The organism is Streptomyces sp. Sge12, assembly GCF_002080455.1.
GTDB lineage: Bacteria > Actinomycetota > Actinomycetes > Streptomycetales > Streptomycetaceae > Streptomyces.
Map to the genome: position 1 here is coordinate 7,356,566 of NZ_CP020555.1, position 22,093 is coordinate 7,378,658.

The window sequence follows — 22,093 nt, forward strand, 5'->3', positions numbered from 1 at the left end:
CGGATCCGGCCCGTCCGCACGACGGCGGTGCGGGCCGCGAATCCCTGCACGTCCTCGTCCTGTCGGGGTCCTTGCGCGCCGGGTCCGTCAACACCCGACTCGGCTCCCTGGTCGCGGAATCGGTGACCCGGGCCGGCGCCACCGCGCAATCCCTCACGCTCGGCGACTTCCCGATGCCGCCGTACGACGGCGACACGGAGGCCGAGGAGGGACTGCCGCCCGGGGCCCTCGCGCTGCGCGAGCGGATCGAGGCCGCGCAGGCGCTGATCATCGCCTCGCCCGAGTACAACGCCTCCGTCCCCGGCGTCCTGAAGAACGCCATCGACTGGGTGTCCCGCTACCGCCCGCAGCCCTTCAAGGACAAGCAGACCCTGCTGGTCTCCGCCTCGCCCTCGATGGTCGGCGGCAACCGCGGACTGTGGGCTCTGCGGGTCCCGCTGGAGCACCTCGGGGCGCGCGTCTACCCCGACATGTTCAGCCTGGCGGGCGCGCACCAGGCGTTCACCGCCGACGGCGCCCTCACCGACCCGGGCCTCGGCGAGCGGCTCACCACGACGATCGACTCCTTCCTCGACCTCGCCGAGGCCGACACCCGCTACCTGTGCCTCCAGCGCCGCTGGTACGAGTTCCTGGGCGATCGCACCGACGCCCCGGTGACCTCCCGCGCCCAGGACTGATCATCATCGGCCACAGGGGGTGAGCTATGTTTGAGCGCGAGTGACATGAGTTAGGGAGGCCCTCGAGTGTCATCGGGGCAGCAGGCACGCGCACAAGCGGCTGCGATCACACCAGGGGGTCAGTCGTCCGAGGAGGTCCGTCCTCCGGCCGACCGGCTCCTCGCGCTCTTCGACGGCCGCCGGCTGTCCCCCGGCCAGCGCCGCATCGCCCAGTACCTGATCGACCACCTCACCGAGGCCGCGTTCCTCTCGATCACCGATCTCGCCGAGCGGGTGGGCGTGAGCCAGCCCTCCGTGACCCGCTTCGCCGCCTCCCTCGGCTTCAGCGGCTACCCCGCCCTGCGCGACGTGCTGCAGCCGATCGCGCTCAGCGCGGTCGCCGGCGCCCCGGACACCCGCGAGCAGATCCGCCGCAACGAGCTGCAGGAAGCCGTCGACGCCGAGATCGAGAACCTGGAGAACGTCCGCAGGCTCCTCGCCGACACCGACCAGGTGCTGAACATCGGCCGCGAGCTGGCGGCCTCGGTGCCGCTGACGATCCTGGGCCTGCGCATCTCGGTCTCGCTCGCGGAGTACTTCGCGTACGCGGCCCGGCGCATCCACCCCGACGTACGCCTGGTCACGCGCGGCGGGAGCGTCGCCTTCGACGCGCTGCTCCAGTCCCGGGCGGCCGGCGGGACCTGGGTGCTGGCCTTCGCCATGCCTCGGCACGCCAAGGAGACGCTGGCCGCCATCCGCGCCGCCCGCAGCACGGGGCTGCGTGTGGTGCTGATCACGGACCCCACCCTGGGGCCGCTGGTGGACGAGGCGGACGTGGCGCTGACGGCGGGCACCGGCTCCCGGCTGGTTTTCGACTCGTACGCGGCGCCCGGGATGCTGTCCGCGGCTCTGTTGCAGGCCATGGCCGATGCGGATCCGGAGCGGACCCAGGCACGTCTGGAGAGCTACGAGCACGTGGCCGATCAGCACGGCTTCTTCCTTTAGCCCGTTCCGGTCGGCTTCACCAGGCGATATTCAGCCCTCGACGTGCATGAAATTTTTCATACCCTTGCCTACTCGACGGTATATATGTTTACTGACGACGGCGCTCCGGATCCACCAGATGCCAAGGAGGACCCCCATGTCCTCCCGAACGCACGCGCGGCACGACGAACCTCCTCACGTCGCGACCGCGCGTCGGGTCCAGGCTTTCGGATCCCCGCAGAGCGCCCATGGCGGCCTCGGTCAACCCCTGGGCCGAGGCCGCCCCTCAGAACGTCTCGATCAGAGTTCGACACCACTCGGAAGTGACGAGAATGCCTCAGACGGCCACGTTTACCCTCAGCCCCGACTGGCCCATGCAGGTCAAGGCGCCCGGGACGCACGACTGGGAGCGCACGGCCACCCGCTGGCTGCGGGACCTGCTCCCGGCCCGCTACGGCGGCTACCTGACGCTCACCCGTCACCACGCACTCCTGGCCCGGCACGTCCAGCTCCAGCTCCAGCACGAGATGCGCGCGGTGCGGGCGGCCCTTCAGACCAGCCGGGCCGAGCTGCCCATGATGGGCATCGCCGAGTCGGTCATCGAGAACTCCATCCGTATGTACGCGGTCGAGCTGGAGCAGCTGGGCCGGCTGGCCCGCGGTGCGCGCCTCGTGTCCGACGCGCTGCTCGTCGGTACCCCCGCCCAGCGCAGGCGCTGACCGGGCGTCCCGGCTCCCTGGGTTCGGTGCCTCGGTCCGGGCTCTGCCGGCCGGGAGCGGGGTCCCGCTAGCGGGCGCTCTGCGTGGGCTGCCAGGAGCGCAGGCGGGCCGCCACCTCGAAGACGGTGGCACGCAGCATGCGGATGTCGGTGATCAGGTCGCGCCACTGCTCATAGGTGGCGTCCACGGACTCGCCCGAGGCCTCGATGTAGGCGACAGCCACGCCGTAGGCGAAGTACTCGTTGGAGTCGGGCAGCGGCCGGAGCAGCACGATCGCGTCGAGCAGCGCGGCCGCACGCCAGTACGCGTCGGGGTCGTCCACTTCGAGGCTCGGCGTGTTCACCCGGTGCCGGGCCACGGCGGCGACCAGGGCGGAGTGGTCGGCCACCGCCACGTCCTTGAACAGTGCCTCCTGCCGCTCCAGCAACCAGCGGTGATCGATGTGCAGTTCCACGCGTCCGAGTATCCCCGCCCGAGGCCCGGCCGTGGGGCTTTTCGGGTCGGGCGGGGACGCGTGCGGGGTTACGGCTTGGGCAGGGTGCAGCCGGGCCGGCTCAGGTCGATCCTGTTGCCGGGGGCTATGCAGGGGACGACGATGTACGTCTGCTGCGCGTAGTTGATGCCCCGGCGGACCGTCACGTTGCCGTTCTGGTCGACCTCGCACGGGTTGTTCACCGTGCAGCGGGCGCCGTCCTCGTTGCCCGTGTTGTTGACGGCGACGACCTTGCCCGTCGTCGTGTCGATCACCGGCGAACCGGAGGTGCCGCCGATGGTGTTGCACGCGGAGGTGTAGCGGACCGAGTCCTTCCAGGTCCAGTCGCCCTCCTTGAGGCGGTAGGCGAAGCCGTCCACGGAGCAGCTGTAAGTGCGCTTCCAGTAGCCGGAGACCACCTTGATCGCCGATCCCTGCGCCGGGCGCACGTCGTCGAGGGTGAGCGCCGTGATGCCGTACTGGCTCTGGATCTGCGCGTAGGTCCGCGTCAGCTGGTAGACCGAGATGTCGGTGTCGGTCATCGTCGCGTACGCGATCCTGCTCGCGCGGAGCGTGCCGACCTTCGATCCCGCCGCGTTGAGCAGGGAGAACGACCGGCTGGACGGGCGGTCCGTGATGACCTCGCCGGCCGCCGGGAAGCCCGATTCCAGGCAGTGCCCGTTCGACAGGACGAGCGCGAGGTCGTTCGGCTGCGAGGCGGGCGCGCGGACGACGGAGCCGGAACAGTTGCTGAGCGCCACGGTGCCCGCGTAGGTGACCGCGACGGCGGTGGCGCCGGGAGCGGTCGCGGTGGGCGCGGTGGGTGCGGAGGGCGCGGCCACGGCGGGGGTGGCCGCCGCTCCCAGCAGGAGCAGGGAGAGTAACGCGCCGACGAGAGGTTTCTTCATGTGGGGGTTCCCCTCTGGATGACATGCGACCGGAGGTCCTCCGGTTGTCATGCGCATTGTTGAGAGCCCGGCTCCAAGTCGCAAGGGTGCATGGCCAGTTGGCGCCAGGTCCACAAGAGGGGTTCCGGGGCGGCCTCCGGGCTCCCGGATCCGACCTCCGCAAAGGTGTTCCGCCCCGGTGGCTTTGCCTCCTACGGTCTGTGCAGCACAGTTCCGGACCAGGAGGCAATGTGAAGCGCGAGATCGACATCGACCAGCTGGTGACGGCGATGAAGGCGGTCGACGAGGCGGGGCGGCTCTTCGAGGAGGCGCGTGCCGTGTACGAGGCGCGCGGCCTCAAGAGGATCAGCGACGACTTCAAGGTGGCGGGCGGCTCGGTCCAGACCTTGCAGGGAGCCGAGGAGATGGCCCTCGGAGCACGTAAGTACCTCGCCGAACTCGCGACCGTCGCCGGCTACGCGGCCGCCGGCCTCCAGGAGCGCGCGGGAGAGAGACCCGAGACCGCCCGGGCCGGTTTCCCGGGCATCGCGGGCGGCGGCGCCCGGATGGCCCGCCCGCTGCTCGATCCGACCCTGGAGGGACTGCGGCTGCTGCTGGCCGTCGACTACTTCGAGCCCGCCTTCAAGACGGCGATCGAGGACGTCCTGCGGGCGGAGAAGGCGACCTACCCCGACCCCGCCACCCTGCGCATCCCCAAGCGGGCCGACCGCCCCGCCAAGGCCGGCCGTACGCCCTGAGGCCCGGGGGCGCGACGCGCCGATCGGGCCCGACCGGCGCCGCCCGGGGTGCCGGGCCGGTCCGACGGGGCGAGGCTGGGGGTATGCATCATGCGCCCGTCGTCGTGCACCGGATCTTCCCGTCGGGAGGCCGGCAGGTGACCCTGCGGACCTCGAACGGAGAGGAGTCGCTCGGCCTCGCCCACTCCGACGAGGACGTCATCGAGTTCCTGCGCAGGGCCGGCATGCCGGACCCCGACGACGTGGTCCTCGGTGGCACCGAGCTGCTGGTGGCCTGGGAAGGCGACACCCCCCACGTGTACGAGGCCGACCTGCCGACCGAGGACCTTCCCTGACCGCCTGAGCGCCCGGCGGCGGGACCGGGCCGGTCAGCCGTGGTGCAGGGCCTCCAGGACGGCCAGCTCCTCCTCGGACAGGCGCAGGGCGCCGGCGGCCACGTTCTCCTCCAGGTGCGCCGGATCGCCCGTGCCGGGGATGGCCAGCACGTGCGGCCCCCGCCGGAGCGTCCACGCCAGCCGTACCTGCGCCGGGCTCACCCCGTGCGCCAGGGCGACGGAGAGCACCTCGTCGCTCTCGGTGCCGTCCGCGCCGCCCTCCCTCCTGGTGCCGGCGATCGAGTAGAAGGGCACGAACGCGACGCCCTGCTCACCGCAGGCACGCACGAAATCGTCCTGGTCGGACCGCACCCCGATCCCGTACATGTTCTGCACGCAGACCACCGGTGCGATGGCGCGGGCCTCGGCGAGGTGCTCGGGGGTGACATTGGAGATGCCCAGGTGGCGGATGAGTCCGGCTTCGCGGAGCTCGGCCAGCGCGCCGAACCGCTCGGCGATCGAATCGGTACCGACGATGCGCAGGTTCACCACGTCGAGGTGGTCGCGGCCGAGCTGGCGCAGGTTCTCCTCGACCTGGCCGCGCAACTGTCCGGGGGTGGCATGGCTCCACACCCCGGACGGGTCGCGGCCCGGTCCGACCTTGGTGGTGATCACGAGGTCCTCCGGGTAGGGGCGGAGCGCCGCGTTGATCAGTTCGTTGGCGGAGCGCAGCGGCGAGAAGTAGAAGAGCAGGCGGAATTGCATCCCCTGGAACATGCCGCATCGACCCGCGAACGTCATCCCCGCGGGCTGGCGGGATGCATGTTGGGCGGCGCCGGACTGCGCCCTGCGGGCTGATCAGCCCTTCGAGGGATTGCCGCATCAATGTTGTATCCGTTACAACAGGTTGGGTAATTGGTGAAGCGCCGGGATCGGCGCGTTTGGTGCTGGCGCGGAACGTGATTCACCTCGATCCGGCACCAGCCCTGTTCGAGGCGATGCTGGAGGGATGGGCCCGCCAGCAGGCAGCCCAGCTACTGCAGGAGGGGACCATCCGGCCCCGGTTACGACTGGTTCGCCGCATGGTCGAGTTCTCTGGCCTGTTCCCATGGCAGTGGACGCCTGAGGAGGGCGAGGCGTTCATCGCACACCTGCGGGGGCAGCGTGGGGACCGCAAGGGCATCGAGGTGTCAACCGCGCGGGGCTACGAGGTGACGATCACGCTGTTCATCTCCTACCTGTTGGACCGTCGCTACGGCTGGCACGCGGCCTGCGCCGAGCGGTTCGGGCAGGGGCCGCGGGAGGTCTTCCACGAGGGCAACTCGGTGGCGCACACCGTCGAGTTCGAGGGGAACCCGCGTCGCCCGGCCGCTGGCCTACGACGAGATGCAGGCTCTGTTCGACGCGGCTGACGCCCGGCCGTCACGGATCCGCGGGCAGGGCCGCAAGGGCGCGCTGTGCGCGTTGCGGGACGCCGCCGCGCTGAAGTCGGTGTACGCGTTCGGGACCCGGCGCACGGAGACGTCGCGGCTGGACCTGGTGGACCTGCGGGCCAATCCAAAGATGCCGGCCTTCGGCCGGTTCGGCGCCGTGATGGTGCGCTACGGCAAGTCGAACAAGGGGGCGCCGCCCAAGCGGCGGACGGTGATGAGGGTGCCGGAGATGGACTGGGTCACCGACACCCTTGACCAGTGGGTCGTGGAGATCCGGCCCCGGTTCGAGCCCGGGGCGCATCCGGCCCTGTGGATCACGGAGCGGTGCGGCAGGCTGTCGCCGCGCTCGTTGAACGAGGCGTTCTGCGCCGCGCGGGACGAGGCCGGGCTCGATCCGGAGCTGGATCTGCACTGTCTGCGGTACTCCTACATCTCGCACCTGGTTGAGTTCGGGTACCCGCTGCGGTTCGTCCAGGAGCAAGTCGGTCACTCCCACGGGGCGACCACGGCGATCTACACCGCGGTGTCGAACGAGTTCCGCAACACCCTGCTGGAGGCATCGATGAAGAAGCGGCTCGGGGCCTGCTGGGACGTGACCTCGTGATCAAGAAGATGGGCTTCGCCTGGAAGCTGCGGCACCTGATGGCCGAGCGGGAGATGTTCCAGACCACCGACCTGGTGCCGCTGCTCGCCGAGCGGGGGATCGTGCTGTCCAGGGAGCAGGTCTACCGGCTGGTCACGCAGCCTCCGCAGCGCCTCAGCATGGACACCCTGGTCGCCTTGTGCGACATCCTCGGGTGCACTCCGAACGACCTCATCGAGCCGAAGGTCGTCAACCAGCAGGTCCGCAAGACCGCCGACGGGGCCGCGGGGCCGGTGGAGATCACGCCGCGCCGGACCGTGGTGCGTCGCCCGGACCGGCCGTGACCGGGCTCAGCCAGCGCGAGCACAACCTGGCCTTGGCCCGGGCCCGCGACCAGGCGCGTGAACGGATGGTCGTCCGGCTGCTGGCCGCCCTTCCCCTCACCGATGGCCAGGCCCGCGAGCTGCTGCAGCGCGGCAAGGCGTGGGCGTCCCAGCCGGTGCGGGAGCTGGATGCCTACCTGGCGCAGAACCCGGCGGGGCTTGCCGCTCCGACCTCGCACTGCCCGCTGGCGCTGCCCCGGCTGCTTCGCGTCCTGCGGCAGGCCGGTCACGGCGCCCTCGTCGGGGAACTGGCCTGCGTCCGCTGCGGGCGCGCCGACCGCAAGGTGGAGGAGCCCACGCCCGAGGGCCGGGCCTGCACGCCGTGCACCAGGCCACAGCGGACGTGCGCACGGTGTGGAGGGCAGAGGCACGTCGCCGCGGTGTGGGAGGACGGGCCGGTGTGCAACCTCTGCTACAGCCGCGATCCCCGGCGTTGGCGCGAGTGCGGCCGCTGCGGGCAGCAGCGGCCGCCGGCAGGGAAGACTTCCGAGGGCTTCCTGTGCCACAGCTGCTGGCCTCGCCCGGCCGAGCTCTGCACGCGGTGCGGGCAGGTCGCCCGGGTGCGCCAGAGGACGCCGGCCGGGCCGGTCTGTTCCGGCTGCTACCAGGTGCCCGCACGTCAATGCGGAGGCTGCGGGACGGTGAGGCCGATCCGGCGGCGCGGGAAAGGCAGCCGGCCGGACCTGTGCCACAAGTGCGACCCGTTGATGGGTGAGTGCGTGGTGTGCGGCCAGCGCCGACGCGGCGCTCGCCTGGGCCGGGGCGGCCCGTTCCACTGTGCCTCATGCCGGCCCCGGCCGGTCCGGGATTGCGGGGTATGCGAGAACGCCCGGCCCGTCCACGTCACCTGGCCGCTCGGGCCGGTCTGCGACCGCTGCTACACCCACCGCCGCACCCATCCAGGGCCATGCGCCTCATGCGGACAGCCCGGCACCCTGGTCGGCCGCACCGAGACCGGAGACGAGATGTGCGGAATCTGCTGCGGCATCGGCCCGGTCTTCACCTGCACCGGCTGCGGGAGCATCGACGCCCCCTACGCTGAGGGCCGCTGCACCCGGTGTGCCCTCCGGGCCCGCGTGCTGGCTCTGCTCTCCGACGAGGCCGGCCTTCTCGACCCGCGGCTGCAGCCGGTGGCCGACTGCCTGACCGGCGCCGCACACCCGAGATCGGTGATCCACTGGCTCAAAGGCAGCACGGCCGCCCGCCTGCTGACCCAGCTCGCCGCCACCCTCTCCGGTCTGACGCACGGCCTCCTGGACGCCTCCCGCAGGAACCGCGTACGCGCTACATCCGCGGTCTGCTGGTCAGTGTCGGGATCCTGCCCGAACGCGACGAAACCCTGGCCCAGACCGAGCTGTGGGTCGCCCGCACGGTCGCCGCCCTCCCTGCCGGGCGACGCGGCGTCGTCCACGCCTTCGCGGACTGGCACACCCTCAAAACCGCCCGCCGCCAAGCCGCCCGCGGACGCTACACCGCCGGCTCCGCTGCCCAGGACCGCACCGAGATCCTGCGCGCCATCGACTTCCTGCACTGGTTGGACACCCAGAACCTGACCCTGAGCCAGGCCCGGCAAGCGGACCTGGAGCGCTGGCTCGACCTGGTCCTCGGCCACCGGCGCGGCCTGGTGGCCTTCATCCGCTGGACCCGCCTGCGCAACCTCGCCGATCTCGCCCTTCCCACACCCCGCTCGGGCCTTCCCCAGTACTTCCTCGACGACGTCGAGATGCACACCCAGCTGCGCCGCTGCATGACCGAGACCACCCTGTCGCTCGAAGTCCGCCTCACCGGCGCCCTGGTACGCCTGTTCGCGCTGCCCGTCAGCCGCATCGCCGCGCTCACCGCGGACGACTTCACCCAGGACGAGTCCGGCGCCTACCTCACCCTCGGCACCAGCGCCGTCCTGCTGCCACCGCGACTCGCCGCTTTCGTGCAGGATCTGATCGCCCAGCCGCACCGCCTGGCCGCCGTCGCCCCTTCCCCCGCTCACGATCCCGGGTACCTCTTCCCCGGCAAGGTCCCGGGCCGGCCGCGCAGCTCCAACGCCCTCCGGGACCAGCTCGGCCGCCACGGCCTCCTGACCCTGGCCGCCCGCAACACCGCCATGATCACCATGATCACGGACATGCCACCCCAGGTCGTCAGCGACCTCCTCGGCTTCTCCCCGTCGACCACCACACAGTGGGCCACCTACCTCCAGGACAGCTGGGCCGACTACCTCGCCGCCCGGCACGCTCCCGAAGGGTAAGGATGACGGTAGCGGTGGCGCATCCTTTGGCGCGGCCTGGCAGTGCCGCCCCGCCAGAGGTGATCAGAGCCAAAACCGATGACGGGGCATTCAGCTGACTCGCTGGGGACCTGGTGGCGGCATCGATCCCGGGCGGCCAGGACGGCGCCGGGCTGGAACGCAGAGGGTCGGCGCCGACTGCATCAGGCCCGCGTGCGCCCGGATCGGCTCGGCGAGGACTTGCGGATGCAGGCGGTGCAGCGGTGCGCTGGGCTTGCTGGTCTCGTGCAGTGGGTGTGTTCTGGAGGAGGGGAACGGACGGTTGCGTGATGCCCGACAGCAGCGGAGAGTTCCGCATGGCCAGTACTTGGATCTGTGAGAATTGCGGAAGGCAGGCCCCCGCAGGATCCCGCGCGTGCGGCCACTGCGGTAGGGCTTTCACTGCTTGGGGTCCGGGCGTCGACCCCGCGGACGCCGCAGCGCATTCCGCACCGCTTCCACCGCCGGTGGGCGACGCGGTTGGCGGCGGCGCCTGGGACCCATTGCCTCAACCACCGAACGATCCGCCGGCACATGAGGAGCCGGGAAGACCTCAGCAGGGCACCTGGCCGGAGCAGAGGTCAGAAGCTCCCGTGTCGCCCCCCTTGATCGGTCGTGGGGAGGCCGTTGAAGGGATGGTACGAGGTGTGCAGTTGCGTACCGAGCAGCGGAGCGACCGGGACGTCCTCTCCGTTTTGATCTTCAGGCTGGAGCGCTATGACGATGCCGGGAAACGGGTGATGCTCGTACCGGTCGAGATGCGCGGCATCGGGTTCGAGGGGTCGATCCACGACGGCGACTGGGCCCGAGTAAGCGGCCGTATGCGTGCGGGAACTCTGCTGGCGGACCGCCTTCACAATGTCACGACAGGCGCCGACGTACGTGCCACCCGCACGCCACGGTGGCAGTTGATCATTGCTGCTGTCATTATCTGCATCATCGCGGCGTTCATCATCGCGGGATGGATATCCATGTTCACCGGTGACCCCGGAGGGCCCCCTGACGACTGGCCCTCAGACTGGCACCCCTGAGGACTTCCATGGGCAGCGACGATCTGACAGCGGCCGGCCTGGACTACCTTCAGCGCGTCGGTTTCACCCCGCCTGCGACCGGTGCGGCCAGCAACCTCACCACAGCCCCGGTCTCGTTGCGGACCATGGTGCGGGTGACCGGCGTCGGGCGGCTCAACAAGGGTGGCTCCACCAGCCCAGGGCCGAGTGCACACGACGCCGCGTCGGACTCCGGAGGGCCGGGCGTCGACGGACTGAGTCCGATCTCCAAGGACTTGCTGGTTGCCCTGCACAACTACATGGTGCCGCTGGCCTTCCTCGTCAGCGCCGAGCCCGGACAGGCCGCGGTACGCATAGGCACCTGGCTCCCCGGCGAGTCCTCGCTGCAGTCTCCCGAGCACAACGGCCGCCTCCTCACCACCTCCCTGCACACCCTGTATCCCGCCGTCGACCTCGTAGCCGATGCACCGTCGGTCGACCAGTGGCCCCGTGGCGGAATGGTCATGGGAATCCCCACCGCCAAGCCACCCGACGCAGCTGACGGCGCCGCCCAGGTGGACCGCCTTCTTCGCGCACTCCGCCAGTTCCGGTGGGAGACCCTCATCCTGGCGCAGCCAGTGGGCGAGGGCCTGATCAGGGACCTCAAGCTACGGCTGATCAACGAGATGCGCGCCGTCCACACCGCAAGCACGCTCGGGGGAGTGCCAAGCCCGCTGGCCCAGCACTACCTGGAGCTCCTCACCCGGCAGCTCAAATCCTTCACCGACGCACAAGGCGCAGGCGCGTGGCGGACCGCTGTCTACCTCCTCGGAGACGGGGACAGCTACCAGCAACTGGCGAGCCTGTGGCGAGGAGTCTATTCCGGTGCACACTCACTCCCGGAGGCCGTCAGGGTCTGGGACCGCGACGACGTTCCCACTCTCGCTGCCTCGTGGTCGATGCTGGATCCCGGGCCGGACACCAACGCACCCGGCTCATACCGGCAACCGTTCCAGCACCAGACACTCCTGACGTCGACGCAGCTCGCCGCCTACGTGCACCTGCCAAACCTGGAAACCAACGGATTCTCAATCCGTGTCGCACCGGCCTTCGACGTGGTCCCAGAAGCCATCACCGATGAGCGGAGCATCGTCCTTGGGCGAATCCTCCACCAGGGCCACACGACAGGCACACCGTACGCGGTCAGTCCCAAGAGCCTGACCCGCCACGCTTTCGTAGCAGGAGTCACAGGATCGGGCAAAACCAACACCATCAAACACCTGCTCACCGAGATTCACCGCTGCGGCATCCCATTCCTGGTCATCGAGCCGACCAAGACGGAATACCGCGCTTTGCTCACCCACCCAGAACTTGCCGGCCAGCTGAACGTCTTCACCCCGGGCAAAGAGACGGTCGCACCGCTGCGGCTGAACCCGCTCGAGGTCCCGCCAGGCACCGGAATCGGTGAACACTTGGACCTACTCCGTGCCGTGTTCGGCGCCAGCTTCGCAATGTGGGGCCCGCTCCCGCAGGTCCTCGAACGCTGCTTGCACGAGGTATACGAAGACCGCGGCTGGGACCTGAGAACGAGCCTCAACCGCCGCCTGGGGCCGCAGGAGACATCGTGGCGGGCCTATCCGACGCTGACGGACCTCAGCCAGAAGGTGAAGGACGTCGTACCGCGCCTGGGATACGAGCCCCGGACTCAGGACGACATCCAGGCTGCCCTCTTGACCCGCCTTGACGCCATGCGCAAAGGAGGCAAAGGCGCGACCCTCGACACCGCGCAGTCCATCCCCATGCGGGAACTGTTTAACGTACCAGCCGTCATCGAACTCGAAGGCATGGGAGACGACGACGACAAGGCCTTCCTGATCGGCCTCCTGCTGATCAGACTCGCGGAACACAGACGGGCAGCCGGCCAGTCCGACGACCTCACCCACGTGCTGGTGGTCGAGGAAGCACACCGCCTCATCACCAACGTGACACGAGGCGGCTCGGAATACCTGGCAGACCCCCGCGGCCAGGCCGTTGAAACGTTCACCAATCTCCTCTCGGAGATCCGCGCGTACGGCCAAGGTGTCGTCATCGCCGACCAGGTTCCCGTCCGCCTGGCACCCGACGTCGTCAAGAACACCAACCTGAAGATCGCACACCGCGTCGTCGCCGCCGATGACCGATCCATCCTCGGCGGCGCCATGTCCATGACCGACGCCCAGGAACGCTTCATCAGCACACTCGGCACCGGCCAGGCCGCCGCCTTCAGCGAAGGCGACGACGCACCCCTTCTCATCACAATCCCACGCGCCCACCACAACGGCCGAGCACCACACGACACCGACGTCGCCCAAGCCATGAACCGATGGCGCACAAGACTCAGGCTCCAGGAGCTCTACCACCCACGCCCGTATTGCGCCCGAACCTGCCACGCCGCCCCTTGGGCCTGCACGATGGCCCGCGCCCTCATAGACGACCGGTACGTCCAACGAACGGTCGCACGCCTCGCACTGTCGACCGCCGAACACAGCGCAGCCCTCGACCGCCTCTGGCCCGAAGTTGTCAGCGTCCTGCGCGCCCGCCGAACCGAACCGGTGGACGAGCAGCGGTTGCTGAAGGCATTCGCCGGCCATGCCGCAGACTGGTACGCACAACGACGCGCAGCTCAGGCCTCCTGGCCCTACCGAGACACAGACGCACTGGCCGACATCCTGCGTGCCATGCTCGTACAGAAGGTGGAGGGCGCACAGGACCCAACCGTGCGTGAGCGGTTCCAATCCCAGATGCGCGAACTCCACACCAGAGCCCACGACCCCTACCCCGACTGCGACCGAATCTGCGACCAGGCACCGCTGTGCCTCTACCGGGCGGCAGCTGGCGATGTGGTCGCATCACACCGGTACCACCTCCAGTGGCAGCGCGCCGAGGATGCCGACGCCCGCACAGACAACGGGCAACGACGGCAGAACACCTGGAACACGGCCACAGCCAGCTCCTACGACATAGTCGAGCAACCCCACGCCGGCATGTCACAGGACGAACGGGCACGAGTAGCCGCCGCGGCACGAAGGGCCTCCCTCTGCTTCGCCCAACAAATGCTCGCTGACGACGAACGCAAAGTACCCAGCACGGCCCGTTGGATCGCTGGCCGCCTACTGAACGACGCAGACACAAACGGAGGGCCCAGCGACAACAGCGCTATGGGGAGCGAACTGCCATGAGCGTCAAAGAGGCACCGGATCCAGAGCCATCCCCCACTCAGCCGGAGCCGCCCCAACAGGGACCAGAACAGGGACCTTCACCTTCCTCTCCCGATCCCCCGGCAGCGATTCCACCTTCGCCCGTTGACGTAATCCTCCAGACAATCCAAGCAATACCGCCACTGAACCTTCTGCCACCTGGGCAACCAGGCGGCCCGGCCCCACCTACGCCCGCCGAGCCACCACCGTCAACAAGCGATCAATCCTCGGCAGGAGGCGTGCCGCCAGGCCCAGCTGCTCCGCCCGATCCGCCCAAAGAGCCAGCTACGCCAAACGCGACCGCGCCCGCCCCGCCGCAGGGTCCGGGCGGTGGCGGGCCTGATCTACCGCCGCCTGGTACGGAGCCGGAGCACCCCGAGCACGATCGGCCCGGGCCAGACGGCCAGGGCCAGGGCAGTGAGAATGCCCCGCCGCCTGGAGGGGCTCCTCCGGATTCTGGACCGGAACCGGGGACACCTTCGGATCCGCCTCAGCGGCCTGAGATTCCACCCCCTCCCAATCCGGACGCGCCGCCGATGCCGGATATACCTCAGCTGCCTCCGCTTCCCCCGTTCCCGGGCTTTCCCTCACTGGGCGGGCCTGATCTACCGCCGCCTGGTACGGAGCCGGAGCACCCCGAGCACGATCGGCCCGGGCCAGACGGCCAGGGCCAGGGCAGTGAGAATGCCCCGCCGCCTGGAGGGGCTCCTCCGGATTCTGGACCGGAACCGGGGACACCTTCGGATCCGCCTCAGCGGCCTGAGATTCCACCCCCTCCCAATCCGGACGCGCCGCCGATGCCGGATATACCTCAGCTGCCTCCGCTTCCCCCGTTCCCGGGCTTTCCCTCACTGGGCGGGCCTGATCTACCGCCGCCTGGTACGGAGCCGGAGCACCCCGAGCACGATCGGCCCGGGCCAGACGGCCAGGGCCAGGGCAGTGAGAATGCCCCGCCGCCTGGAGGGGCTCCTCCGGATTCTGGACCGGAACCGGGGACACCTTCGGATCCGCCTCAGCGGCCTGAGATTCCACCCCCTCCCAATCCGGACGCGCCGCCGATGCCGGATATACCTCAGCTGCCTCCGCTTCCCCCGTTCCCGGGCTTTCCCTCACTGGGCGGGCCTGATCTACCGCCGCCTGGTACGGAGCCGGAGCACCCCGAGCACGATCGGCCCGGGCCAGACGGCCAGGGCCAGGGCAGTGAGAATGCCCCGCCGCCTGGAGGGGCTCCTCCGGATTCTGGACCGGAACCGGGGACACCTTCGGATCCGCCTCAGCGGCCTGAGATTCCACCCCCTCCCAATCCGGACGCGCCGCCGATGCCGGATATACCTCAGCTGCCTCCGCTTCCCCCGTTCCCGGGCTTTCCCTCACTGGGCGGGCCTGATCTACCGCCGCCTGGTACGGAGCCGGAGCACCCCGAGCACGATCGGCCCGGGCCAGACGGCCAGGGCCAGGGCAGTGAGAATGCCCCGCCGCCTGGAGGGGCTCCTCCGGATTCTGGACCGGAACCGGGGACACCTTCGGATCCGCCTCAGCGGCCTGAGATTCCACCCCCTCCCAATCCGGACGCGCCGCCGATGCCGGATATACCTCAGCTGCCTCCGCTTCCCCCGTTCCCGGGCTTTCCCTCACTGGGCGGGCCTGATCTACCGCCGCCTGGTACCGAGCCGGAGCACCCCGAGCACGATCGGCCCGGGCCAGACGGCCAGGGCCAGGGCGGCGAAGGTCCCCAAACATCCCCCGCCCAGCCGCCATCAACAAGCGACGAGTCCTCGGCAGGAGGCGTGCCACCGGGACCGGATGCTCTGGCAGACCCAGCCAAGGCCCCAGCTCCACCAGACTCCCCAGAGTCTCCGGAGGCTCCCGAACCGCCACCCAGCGAGCCGTCCCTGCCCGGCGGACTGCCGCCGATGACGTCGGCCCCAGGACAACCAGCGAACCCCGGCGAAGCCGGGCCAGCGGGCCAATCGGGAGAAGGGGAACCGGAACCTGGTGAACCGAAAGATCCCGACCATTCGGGGCCAGACGAGCCGGAACCGCAGCCCGACCATCCAGGGACGGACGAGAAACCCCAGCCAGTCGAGCCGCCGAGCCCGGGGCCTGACTCCCCGGGAAGTTCGAGTTCCGGCTCGGAATCGGGAACCGCGGCCGAGCCGGGTCCGTATGAGGACCGAGCTGGGGCCTCGGGCGGCGGAGGCTACAGCTCAGGCGATTCCGGAGGCGGCTGGGGATCCGGCACGCAGCCTGTCGGTTCGCGAGACGACAAGGACCGAGACGACAAGGACAAGCGGAAAAAATAGCCGTAGGCAGCCTCTGCTGAAGGTGGAAGGGGTGGAAGGCCTGCTCACCGTCCGGCCCACCGGCGCCAGGCCCATACCGCGTCGCCGACCACCGGGGGCGGCTCGGCTCTGTACCTGGCCCACCGCGGCCCCATGGCCGCCGGGCCCAGCGTTTTTAGCGCTCGGAGCCAGGAATACTGCAGGTATCGAATACCACCTCTCCACCAGTGCGCCGCGGTGTCGAGGTGGTTCACCCCGAGCTCGATCGCCCGGCGCAGCACGCCGATGGCCTGATCGCGGTCTCTCGGTACGGCGTCGTCCGCGAACGCCGCACCGGTCTGGGGCAGGCGCATCGTGCCGAAGCCCATCCGGTTGATCGTCAGGTCGCCGAGGTGCCAAGTGCCCGCCGCTGCCGCGGACATCGTCTGTGAGGTCATGCCCGCATGATCCTCACCGGGTAGGCTGCCAGGCCATTGATTAAGGCATGACGGAATCCTCGGGGTGGCCGTGCGGGCGGAGCTGGCGTTTTCCGTGAGCGACCTGGCGCAGATGCGCTTCGCCGTCGCGCCGATGTGGGAGGTCGGGCCCAGCTACCGGCTGCTGGCCTGCGGATCCACGCCCCTCGTGCACCGGCCCTGGGTCGAGCAGGTACGGCCGCGGCTGACGGCGGCCGGCCTCGACCGGGGCTGGCTCGCCGAGCTGGTCCCGCCCTCGGGGTACGTACCCGACTTCCTCAACCCGGTGCCCACCGGGCCCGCCCCCTCCCTGGCGGATGAACTGGCCGGGATCCGGGCCACGACCCCCGCCCGGATCCGCCGGGACCTCGACCGCCTGGGGCAGGAGCAGGGCGGGCTCGGTCCGCGCGCACGGACCCTGTACGCCGAGCCACAGGCCCGCCTGGTCCGGGTCCTGGAGGAGATCGAGACCTACTGGGAACTGGCCCTGGCCCCGTACTGGGCACGGATCCGCGCGGTACTCGACGCCGACGTCTTCCACCGCGCCCGGCAGGCCGCCGAGCACGGCGCGGCCCACCTCTTCAACGACCTGCACCCCTCGGTGAGCTGGGGCGACAGCGCGCTGCGACTGACCCACCGGAACCGCCCCCTGTCCCGCGGGACGGCGGGCTCCGGGCTGCTGCTGATCCCTTCGGTCTTCGTCCACCCCGTCCCGTTCACCCGCGTGACGCCGTCGGATCCGCCGCAGCTGGCCTATCCCGCACGGGGCACCGGCTCGCTGTGGGAGCCGCGGCCCACTGCCGGGACCGAGGCCCTGGCCGCCGTACTCGGCCGCTCCCGGACCCGGCTGCTCACCGAGCTGGAGACCCCGGCCTCCACCACCGAACTGGCCCGCCGTACGGGGCTCTCCGCGCCCGGCGTGTCCCAGTCCCTCACCGCACTGCGCGAGGCGGGCCTGGTCACCGCCCACCGGGCCGGCCGCTCCGTGCTGTACGCCCGTACCTCCGTCGCCGAGTCCCTTCTCGTTGCCTGCACTCCGGGCGTGGAGCGGGGACGATCACAGGGAGGGGAACCATGAGCGAGCGAGCGTGGAGCCTGGCGGAGCACATCGTGGTGGACGCCGCGCCCGCGGAGGTCCACCGGGTGGTGTCCGACCTGCGGAACATGGGCCGGTGGAGCCCGGAATGCCGCCGTGTGTGGGTGGCCCGGCCGCCGGCCCGCCCCGGCAGCCGGTTCGTCGGGCTCAACCGGAGAGGGCCGTTCGTCTGGTTCACCACGGGCCGGATCCGGGCCCTGCGGGCACCGGCGCAGGCGCCGGACGGGGCCGGCGAGTTCACCTTCGACGTCGGCATCCTCGGTCTGCCGATCGCGCGCTGGGGCTACCGGACCGAGCCGGAGGGCGAGCGCACGCGCGTCACGGAGACCTGGCAGGACCTGCGGACCGGACGCGGTTCCCGCCTGACGGTGCTGCTCGGTGCGGTGTTCGCGGGCACCGGCCCGGACCGGCGCATCGCGGTCAACCGCGCCGGGATGCGCACGACCCTGGCCCGCCTGGCGGCCGGCTTCGGTGCGGTCACGCCGCCCCGTCCTTGAGGGACCGGCCGAACTGCTCGTCCAGTACGGACAGCCGGCGCCAGTACTCGTCCTCGTCGATCTCCCCGGAGGCGAAGCGCCGCCCGAGGATCGCGATCGGCGACCGCTCACCGTGGGCGACCGCCCCGCGGCGCCCCCGCCACACGGTACGGCGCAGCACGGTGACGACACCGACGACGACCGCCGCCCAGATCAGCGGAAGGAACAGGATCCACGGGCCGGGCCCGTCGAATGCGAGGGTGGTGAAGGTGTCCATCGTGGTTCATCTCCTCGGAAGCGGGGACTTTTCGTCTCACCCCCGAGCCTCCTCCGCGGAGCCCCGACCGTCGTCGTACACCCGGCGGCTCTCGTCGTACACCGGCGGGAGTAGCGGGAGACGGAACCGCCCTCGCCGGTCGGACGGGTGCTCACGACCCGCCGGGCCCTCCGTCAGCTCAGCCAGCCGGGGCGGACCAGGCCGGACTCGTAGGCCAGGACGACCAGCTGGGCGCGGTCGCGGGCGCCGAGCTTGACCATGGTGCGGCTGACGTGGGTCTTGGCGGTGAGGGGGCTGACGACGAGGCGGCGGGCGATCTCCTCGTTGGACAGGCCCATGCCCACCAGCGCCATCACCTCCCGTTCCCGGTCGGTGAGCCGGCCCAGCCCGGCCGCCGCCGCGGGCTGCTTGGAGCGGGCCGCGAACTCGGCTATCAGGCGGCGGGTGACGCCCGGGGACAGCAGGGCGTCGCCCGCGACCACCGCCCGCACCGCGCGCAGCAGTTCCTCCGGCTCGGTGTCCTTGACCAGGAAGCCGGAGGCACCCGACCGGATCGCCTCGAAGACGTACTCGTCGAGCTCGAAGGTGGTGAGCATGACCACCCGTACGTCGGCCAGCGCCTCGTCCTCGCCGATCCGGCGGGTCGCGGCCAGCCCGTCCAGCACCGGCATCCGGATGTCCATGAGGACCACGTCGGGGCGCAGCTCCCGCACCAGACGGACCGCCTCCTCGCCGTCGGCGGCCTCGCCCACCACCCCGATGTCGGGCTGGGCGTCGAGCAGTGCCCGGAACCCGGCCCGGACGAGCAGTTGGTCGTCGGCGAGCAGGACGCGGATCACAGGACCTCCTCGGGGCCGTCGTGGCCGTCGACGCCGTCGCTCTTCAGCGGGAGCCGGGCCGCCACCCGGAAGCCGCCGTCCGGCCGGGGGCCCGCCTCGACGGTGCCGCCCAGGGCCGCGGCCCGTTCGCGCATCCCGACGAGGCCGTTGCCGCTGCCGCCCGAGGCGTCGCCCGTGGCCGGGCCGTCGTCGTCCACCCGCAGCCCCAGGGCGTGCGGCTGCCAGGTGAGGCGGATACGGGCGGTGCGCGAGCCGGAGTGGCGCATCACATTGGTCAGCGCCTCCTGGAGGATGCGGAAGGCGGCGAGGTCCACGCCGGGCGGCAGCGGCCTGGCCCCGCCCTCGGCCGTGACGTCCACGGCCAGTCCGGCCGACGCCGCCTGTTCCACCAGCTCGGGCAGCCGGTCGAGACCGGGCGCGGGGGAGCGCGGTGCCTCGCCGGGGGAGCGCAGGGTGTCGAGCACCTGCCGGACCTCGCCCAGCGCCTCCTTGCTCGCCGCCTTGATGGTGGCGAGCGCCGTACGGGCCTGCTCGGGATCGGAGTCGAGCAGGGCCAGCCCGACCCCCGCCTGGACGTTGATCACCGAGATGCTGTGGGCGAGGACATCGTGCAGTTCACGCGCGATCCGCAGCCGTTCCTCGTCCACCCGGCGCCGCTCGGCCGCCGCCCGCTCGGCCCGCTCCCGGGCCCACTGCTCCCGGCGTACGCGGACCAGCTCCGCGACGGCGAGCACCGCGAGCACCCATGCGGTGATGCCCAGCTCCTGCGCCCAGGGCGTCGGGCCGTCCCCGGCGGGCGGGAGCCACCGGTAGAGCCAGTGCCCGATGAGCAGGTGTCCGGCCCAGAGCAGGCCGACGGCGCCCCACGCGGCCCGGCGCGCTCCGGCGACGACGGCCGCGAAGCAGGCCAGGGCCAGGCTGAGGAACACCGGGCCGTACGGATAACCGGCGCCCACATAGACCAGGGTGACGACGCTGACCCCGTACACCACGGCCACCGGATACCGGTGCCGCACCACCAGCAGGGCGGGCCCGAGCAGCAACAGGAGACGGGCGAAGCCGTCCAGCGGCATCCGCCCGCTCTGCGCGTGCGCCGCCCACCCCGCGCCGATCTGCGCGAAGACGGCGACGAGCAGGGCCGAGCGCCAGGCCGGGCCCCGCCCGGTCCGCTCCACCCATCGCCGCCACGGGGGACCCGGGCGCTCGCGCAGCTCTTCCATACCGCCACGCTAGACCCGGTCCGCCGTCACCCGCGTCACCCCGGCGTAGCGTTTCAGGCGTACTCCCCACGTAGTACCCGTACCCGACTTTTCGCCCTGTCGGACGACGGTCCGGCCGAGGGCGGAGTCCCGCCGGCACGTGGTGGTGGAGGCGGCCCGATCAAGCTAGGTTGCACGGAACCGGAGGGCGTACGGAGAGATCCGCCCCCGGCGCCGACCGACCGCCGCACTGCCGTAAATTGTCCCACGGCTCGCCCGGTAAGGCCGGGCAAAAGGGACGAGTTGGGGTAGGAGTGGGCAGGACATGGCGCGACGCGGACGTGCGGAAGCGGACCGAGGTGCCACCTCCGCCGCACCCACGGCCCTGGGCTCCGGGATAGCCGCGGCGGCCGACGGCGGGAGCGCGGCCCGGGGCTGGCTCCGCCTGGGGCGGGACGGCCGGCTGACCGCCTACGCGAGCTGCGCCGAGGGCCTGGTGCGCTGGACCGAGTCCGCGCCGGGTTCCGACCTGTGGCAGGGGCCCGAGCTGTTCCCCGTGGAGGGCTGGGCGGGCCGGTTCACCCTGGCCCAGGACTCCAACGGCTTCGTCTGGTTCGCCGGCACCCGCTACCGGGAGGGGGCTCCGGGCGGTCGCGAACTCGTCATCACCACCCAGTACCAGACCGGCCGTCCGCTCGCCGACTGGCGCGCGGTGGGCAACCCCTTCCCCGACCGCAAGCAGGACGACGGGGAGCCCCAGCCTGCGCCCGCGGACCCGGTGGTGCTCCCCGACGGCACCGGAGCGCTCCACGTCGTCACCACCCGGTTCGGCGCGGGTGTCCGCGGCCGAACGCGCCGCGCCGATGGCATATGGGGTAATTGGGCAGACTTTCAAGGCAAATGGGTGCGCGGGGCCGTCGTACCGCTCGTGACGGCCCAGGGCCGTGCCGAGTTCCTCGCCCCCTTCCGGGGCGGGGCCTCGTACTGGGGCCAGGAGGTCGCGGGGGGCGAGTTCAAGTGGCTGGGACGCATCGAGGCCGACGCGGTCGAGGGAACGTACAGCTCTTTTGAGACAGGCCGTGGTACCGGTACCTACTTCTGGCGCCACCCGGCGGACGGCGGCGTCGTGGCCTACCGCCCGCAGGCTCCCGCCGGCGCGGCACCCGCGTTCATGTCGCTGGGCGGTGCGGGAGGGGCCGGTCCGGTGGGCGTCGCCCGCACGCGCATCGACGGATACGACTGCACGGTCCTGCTCCAGCGGGGGGCGCAGGGCTATCCGGAAATCGCCGCGTACCCGACCGAGGGCGAGCAGTACGGCGCCTGGTGGGCGCCTGTGGGGAATCGGTGTGCGGGGTTGCCGGCCATCTCCCTCGACGCCCGCGGCTCGGTCACGATCGCGATGATCGACTTGGATGGCGGGCTGCTGATCGCGCGGCAGGATCCGACGGATCCGGGCCTGGCGTTCGGCCCGTGGCATCGGGTGGGGTGACCCACCTCACCAGGGCCGGGGAGGTCCGGCGAGTGAAGCGCTGCTTCCGCATACGTCACCCGAGGGCGGTGGGGAGTTGGCAGGTCGGGGCGCCGCGGGGAAGAGCCGCTCGTTCGCGAACGTGAAGCATTGGGCGGGTGAAGCGTTCGTGAATACTTGCTCGTCATTAAGTGATTGCCCTACGCTGCGCAGACGCTGTCAAGGTCGTATAAGTGTGCGGCGGCGGGCGGTGGGGCGGGTCGAAATGTTCGGGGAGCGGTGGGTGACCAGATTCAGGGGCGGGTCTGGCAGCGTGCCTCGGCA

20 protein-coding genes and 1 pseudogene are annotated in these 22,093 nt (G+C 70.9%); 14 read left to right on the forward strand and 7 right to left on the reverse strand.

Annotation, left to right across the window (positions count from 1 at the left end):
• Nucleotides 1-44: 44 nt before the first annotated feature.
• The 3 genes from B6R96_RS32920 (at nucleotide 45) to B6R96_RS32930 (ending at nucleotide 2,359) form a co-directional block, all read left to right on the forward strand.
• The gene (locus tag B6R96_RS32920; RefSeq protein ID WP_030384554.1) at nucleotides 45-677 is read left to right on the forward strand and encodes an NADPH-dependent FMN reductase; all 633 of its coding nucleotides are present in this window, start codon (nucleotides 45-47) and stop codon (nucleotides 675-677) included.
• A 66-nt stretch (nucleotides 678-743) separates the two neighbouring features.
• A complete protein-coding gene (locus B6R96_RS32925; RefSeq protein ID WP_081524510.1) occupies nucleotides 744-1,661 on the forward strand; it encodes a MurR/RpiR family transcriptional regulator in 918 nt (305 codons plus the stop codon).
• Between the two features lie 311 nt (nucleotides 1,662-1,972).
• A complete protein-coding gene (locus B6R96_RS32930; RefSeq protein ID WP_030384556.1) occupies nucleotides 1,973-2,359 on the forward strand; it encodes a hypothetical protein in 387 nt (128 codons plus the stop codon).
• Nucleotides 2,360-2,426: 67 nt separating this feature from the next.
• Here the strand turns inward: B6R96_RS32930 and B6R96_RS32935 are convergent, their stop codons facing one another.
• Both B6R96_RS32935 and B6R96_RS32940 read right to left on the reverse strand, forming a co-directional pair.
• Entirely contained in the window at nucleotides 2,427-2,813 is a 387-nt protein-coding gene (locus B6R96_RS32935; protein WP_030384557.1) for a hypothetical protein, read from the reverse strand.
• Between the two features lie 68 nt (nucleotides 2,814-2,881).
• Nucleotides 2,882-3,739 (reverse strand): S1 family peptidase, encoded by an 858-nt coding sequence (locus B6R96_RS32940; protein WP_081524511.1) that lies wholly within the window; start codon nucleotides 3,737-3,739, stop codon nucleotides 2,882-2,884.
• A 230-nt stretch (nucleotides 3,740-3,969) separates the two neighbouring features.
• Between B6R96_RS32940 and B6R96_RS32945 the strand changes: the two genes are divergently transcribed.
• Together B6R96_RS32945 and B6R96_RS32950 are read left to right on the forward strand one after the other, a co-directional pair.
• Complete coding sequence (locus tag B6R96_RS32945) at nucleotides 3,970-4,476, forward strand: hypothetical protein (RefSeq protein WP_081524512.1); 507 nt, start codon at nucleotides 3,970-3,972, stop codon at nucleotides 4,474-4,476.
• An 83-nt stretch (nucleotides 4,477-4,559) separates the two neighbouring features.
• The gene (locus tag B6R96_RS32950) at nucleotides 4,560-4,811 is read left to right on the forward strand and encodes a hypothetical protein (protein ID WP_030384560.1); all 252 of its coding nucleotides are present in this window, start codon (nucleotides 4,560-4,562) and stop codon (nucleotides 4,809-4,811) included.
• A gap of 33 nt (nucleotides 4,812-4,844) precedes the next feature.
• On the opposite strand, the gene B6R96_RS32955 is transcribed toward B6R96_RS32950, so the two are convergent.
• Nucleotides 4,845-5,555 (reverse strand): aldo/keto reductase, encoded by a 711-nt coding sequence (locus B6R96_RS32955; protein ID WP_237291584.1) that lies wholly within the window; start codon nucleotides 5,553-5,555, stop codon nucleotides 4,845-4,847.
• Nucleotides 5,556-5,731: 176 nt separating this feature from the next.
• On the opposite strand from B6R96_RS32955, the gene B6R96_RS38855 reads away from it, so the two are divergent.
• From B6R96_RS38855 to B6R96_RS32985, 6 genes are all read left to right on the forward strand, one after another.
• Nucleotides 5,732-6,202 (forward strand): hypothetical protein, encoded by a 471-nt coding sequence (locus B6R96_RS38855; protein WP_335755559.1) that lies wholly within the window; start codon nucleotides 5,732-5,734, stop codon nucleotides 6,200-6,202.
• Complete coding sequence (locus B6R96_RS38860; RefSeq protein ID WP_335755560.1) at nucleotides 6,177-6,827, forward strand: tyrosine-type recombinase/integrase; 651 nt, start codon at nucleotides 6,177-6,179, stop codon at nucleotides 6,825-6,827. Before B6R96_RS38855 ends, B6R96_RS38860 begins: the two co-directional genes overlap by 26 nt.
• Nucleotides 6,824-7,150, forward strand: a complete 327-nt coding sequence (locus B6R96_RS32965; protein ID WP_081524514.1) for a helix-turn-helix domain-containing protein — start codon at nucleotides 6,824-6,826, stop codon at nucleotides 7,148-7,150. The genes B6R96_RS38860 and B6R96_RS32965 overlap by 4 nt, the downstream gene beginning before the upstream one ends.
• Before the next feature lie 1,573 nt (nucleotides 7,151-8,723).
• Nucleotides 8,724-9,434: a hypothetical protein gene (locus B6R96_RS32975; protein WP_081524516.1), complete on the forward strand. Its 711-nt coding sequence runs from the start codon at nucleotides 8,724-8,726 to the stop codon at nucleotides 9,432-9,434.
• A gap of 665 nt (nucleotides 9,435-10,099) precedes the next feature.
• Nucleotides 10,100-10,483, forward strand: coding sequence for a hypothetical protein (locus tag B6R96_RS32980; RefSeq protein WP_081524517.1), 384 nt, complete (start codon nucleotides 10,100-10,102; stop codon nucleotides 10,481-10,483).
• Nucleotides 10,484-10,491: 8 nt separating this feature from the next.
• Nucleotides 10,492-13,659 carry an ATP-binding protein gene (locus B6R96_RS32985; protein ID WP_081524518.1) on the forward strand — a complete coding sequence of 1,056 codons (3,168 nt, stop codon included), beginning with the start codon at nucleotides 10,492-10,494 and terminating at the stop codon, nucleotides 13,657-13,659.
• A gap of 2,446 nt (nucleotides 13,660-16,105) precedes the next feature.
• Here the strand turns inward: B6R96_RS32985 and B6R96_RS32995 are convergent.
• Nucleotides 16,106-16,396: pseudogene (locus B6R96_RS32995) on the reverse strand (aldo/keto reductase); the annotation flags it as partial.
• 112 nt (nucleotides 16,397-16,508) lie between these two features.
• Here B6R96_RS32995 and B6R96_RS33000 point away from each other — a divergent pair.
• Both B6R96_RS33000 and B6R96_RS33005 read left to right on the forward strand, forming a co-directional pair.
• A complete protein-coding gene (locus tag B6R96_RS33000; RefSeq protein ID WP_203351761.1) occupies nucleotides 16,509-17,492 on the forward strand; it encodes an ArsR/SmtB family transcription factor in 984 nt (327 codons plus the stop codon).
• Nucleotides 17,489-18,007 carry an SRPBCC family protein gene (locus tag B6R96_RS33005; RefSeq protein WP_030384563.1) on the forward strand — a complete coding sequence of 173 codons (519 nt, stop codon included), beginning with the start codon at nucleotides 17,489-17,491 and terminating at the stop codon, nucleotides 18,005-18,007. The genes B6R96_RS33000 and B6R96_RS33005 overlap by 4 nt, the downstream gene beginning before the upstream one ends.
• Here the strand turns inward: B6R96_RS33005 and B6R96_RS33010 are convergent.
• From B6R96_RS33010 to B6R96_RS33020, 3 genes are all read right to left on the reverse strand, one after another.
• A complete protein-coding gene (locus B6R96_RS33010) occupies nucleotides 17,988-18,263 on the reverse strand; it encodes an SHOCT domain-containing protein (RefSeq protein ID WP_052873455.1) in 276 nt (91 codons plus the stop codon). The two genes, B6R96_RS33005 and B6R96_RS33010, sit on opposite strands and share 20 nt — an antisense overlap.
• 173 nt (nucleotides 18,264-18,436) lie before the next feature.
• Nucleotides 18,437-19,102 carry a response regulator gene (locus B6R96_RS33015; protein ID WP_053174042.1) on the reverse strand — a complete coding sequence of 222 codons (666 nt, stop codon included), beginning with the start codon at nucleotides 19,100-19,102 and terminating at the stop codon, nucleotides 18,437-18,439.
• Nucleotides 19,099-20,322: a sensor histidine kinase gene (locus tag B6R96_RS33020; RefSeq protein WP_081524520.1), complete on the reverse strand. Its 1,224-nt coding sequence runs from the start codon at nucleotides 20,320-20,322 to the stop codon at nucleotides 19,099-19,101. Before B6R96_RS33020 ends, B6R96_RS33015 begins: the two co-directional genes overlap by 4 nt.
• 304 nt (nucleotides 20,323-20,626) lie before the next feature.
• Here B6R96_RS33020 and B6R96_RS33025 point away from each other — a divergent pair, with 304 nt between their 5' ends.
• Nucleotides 20,627-21,790: a hypothetical protein gene (locus B6R96_RS33025; RefSeq protein ID WP_081524521.1), complete on the forward strand. Its 1,164-nt coding sequence runs from the start codon at nucleotides 20,627-20,629 to the stop codon at nucleotides 21,788-21,790.
• Nucleotides 21,791-22,093 lie beyond the last annotated feature (303 nt).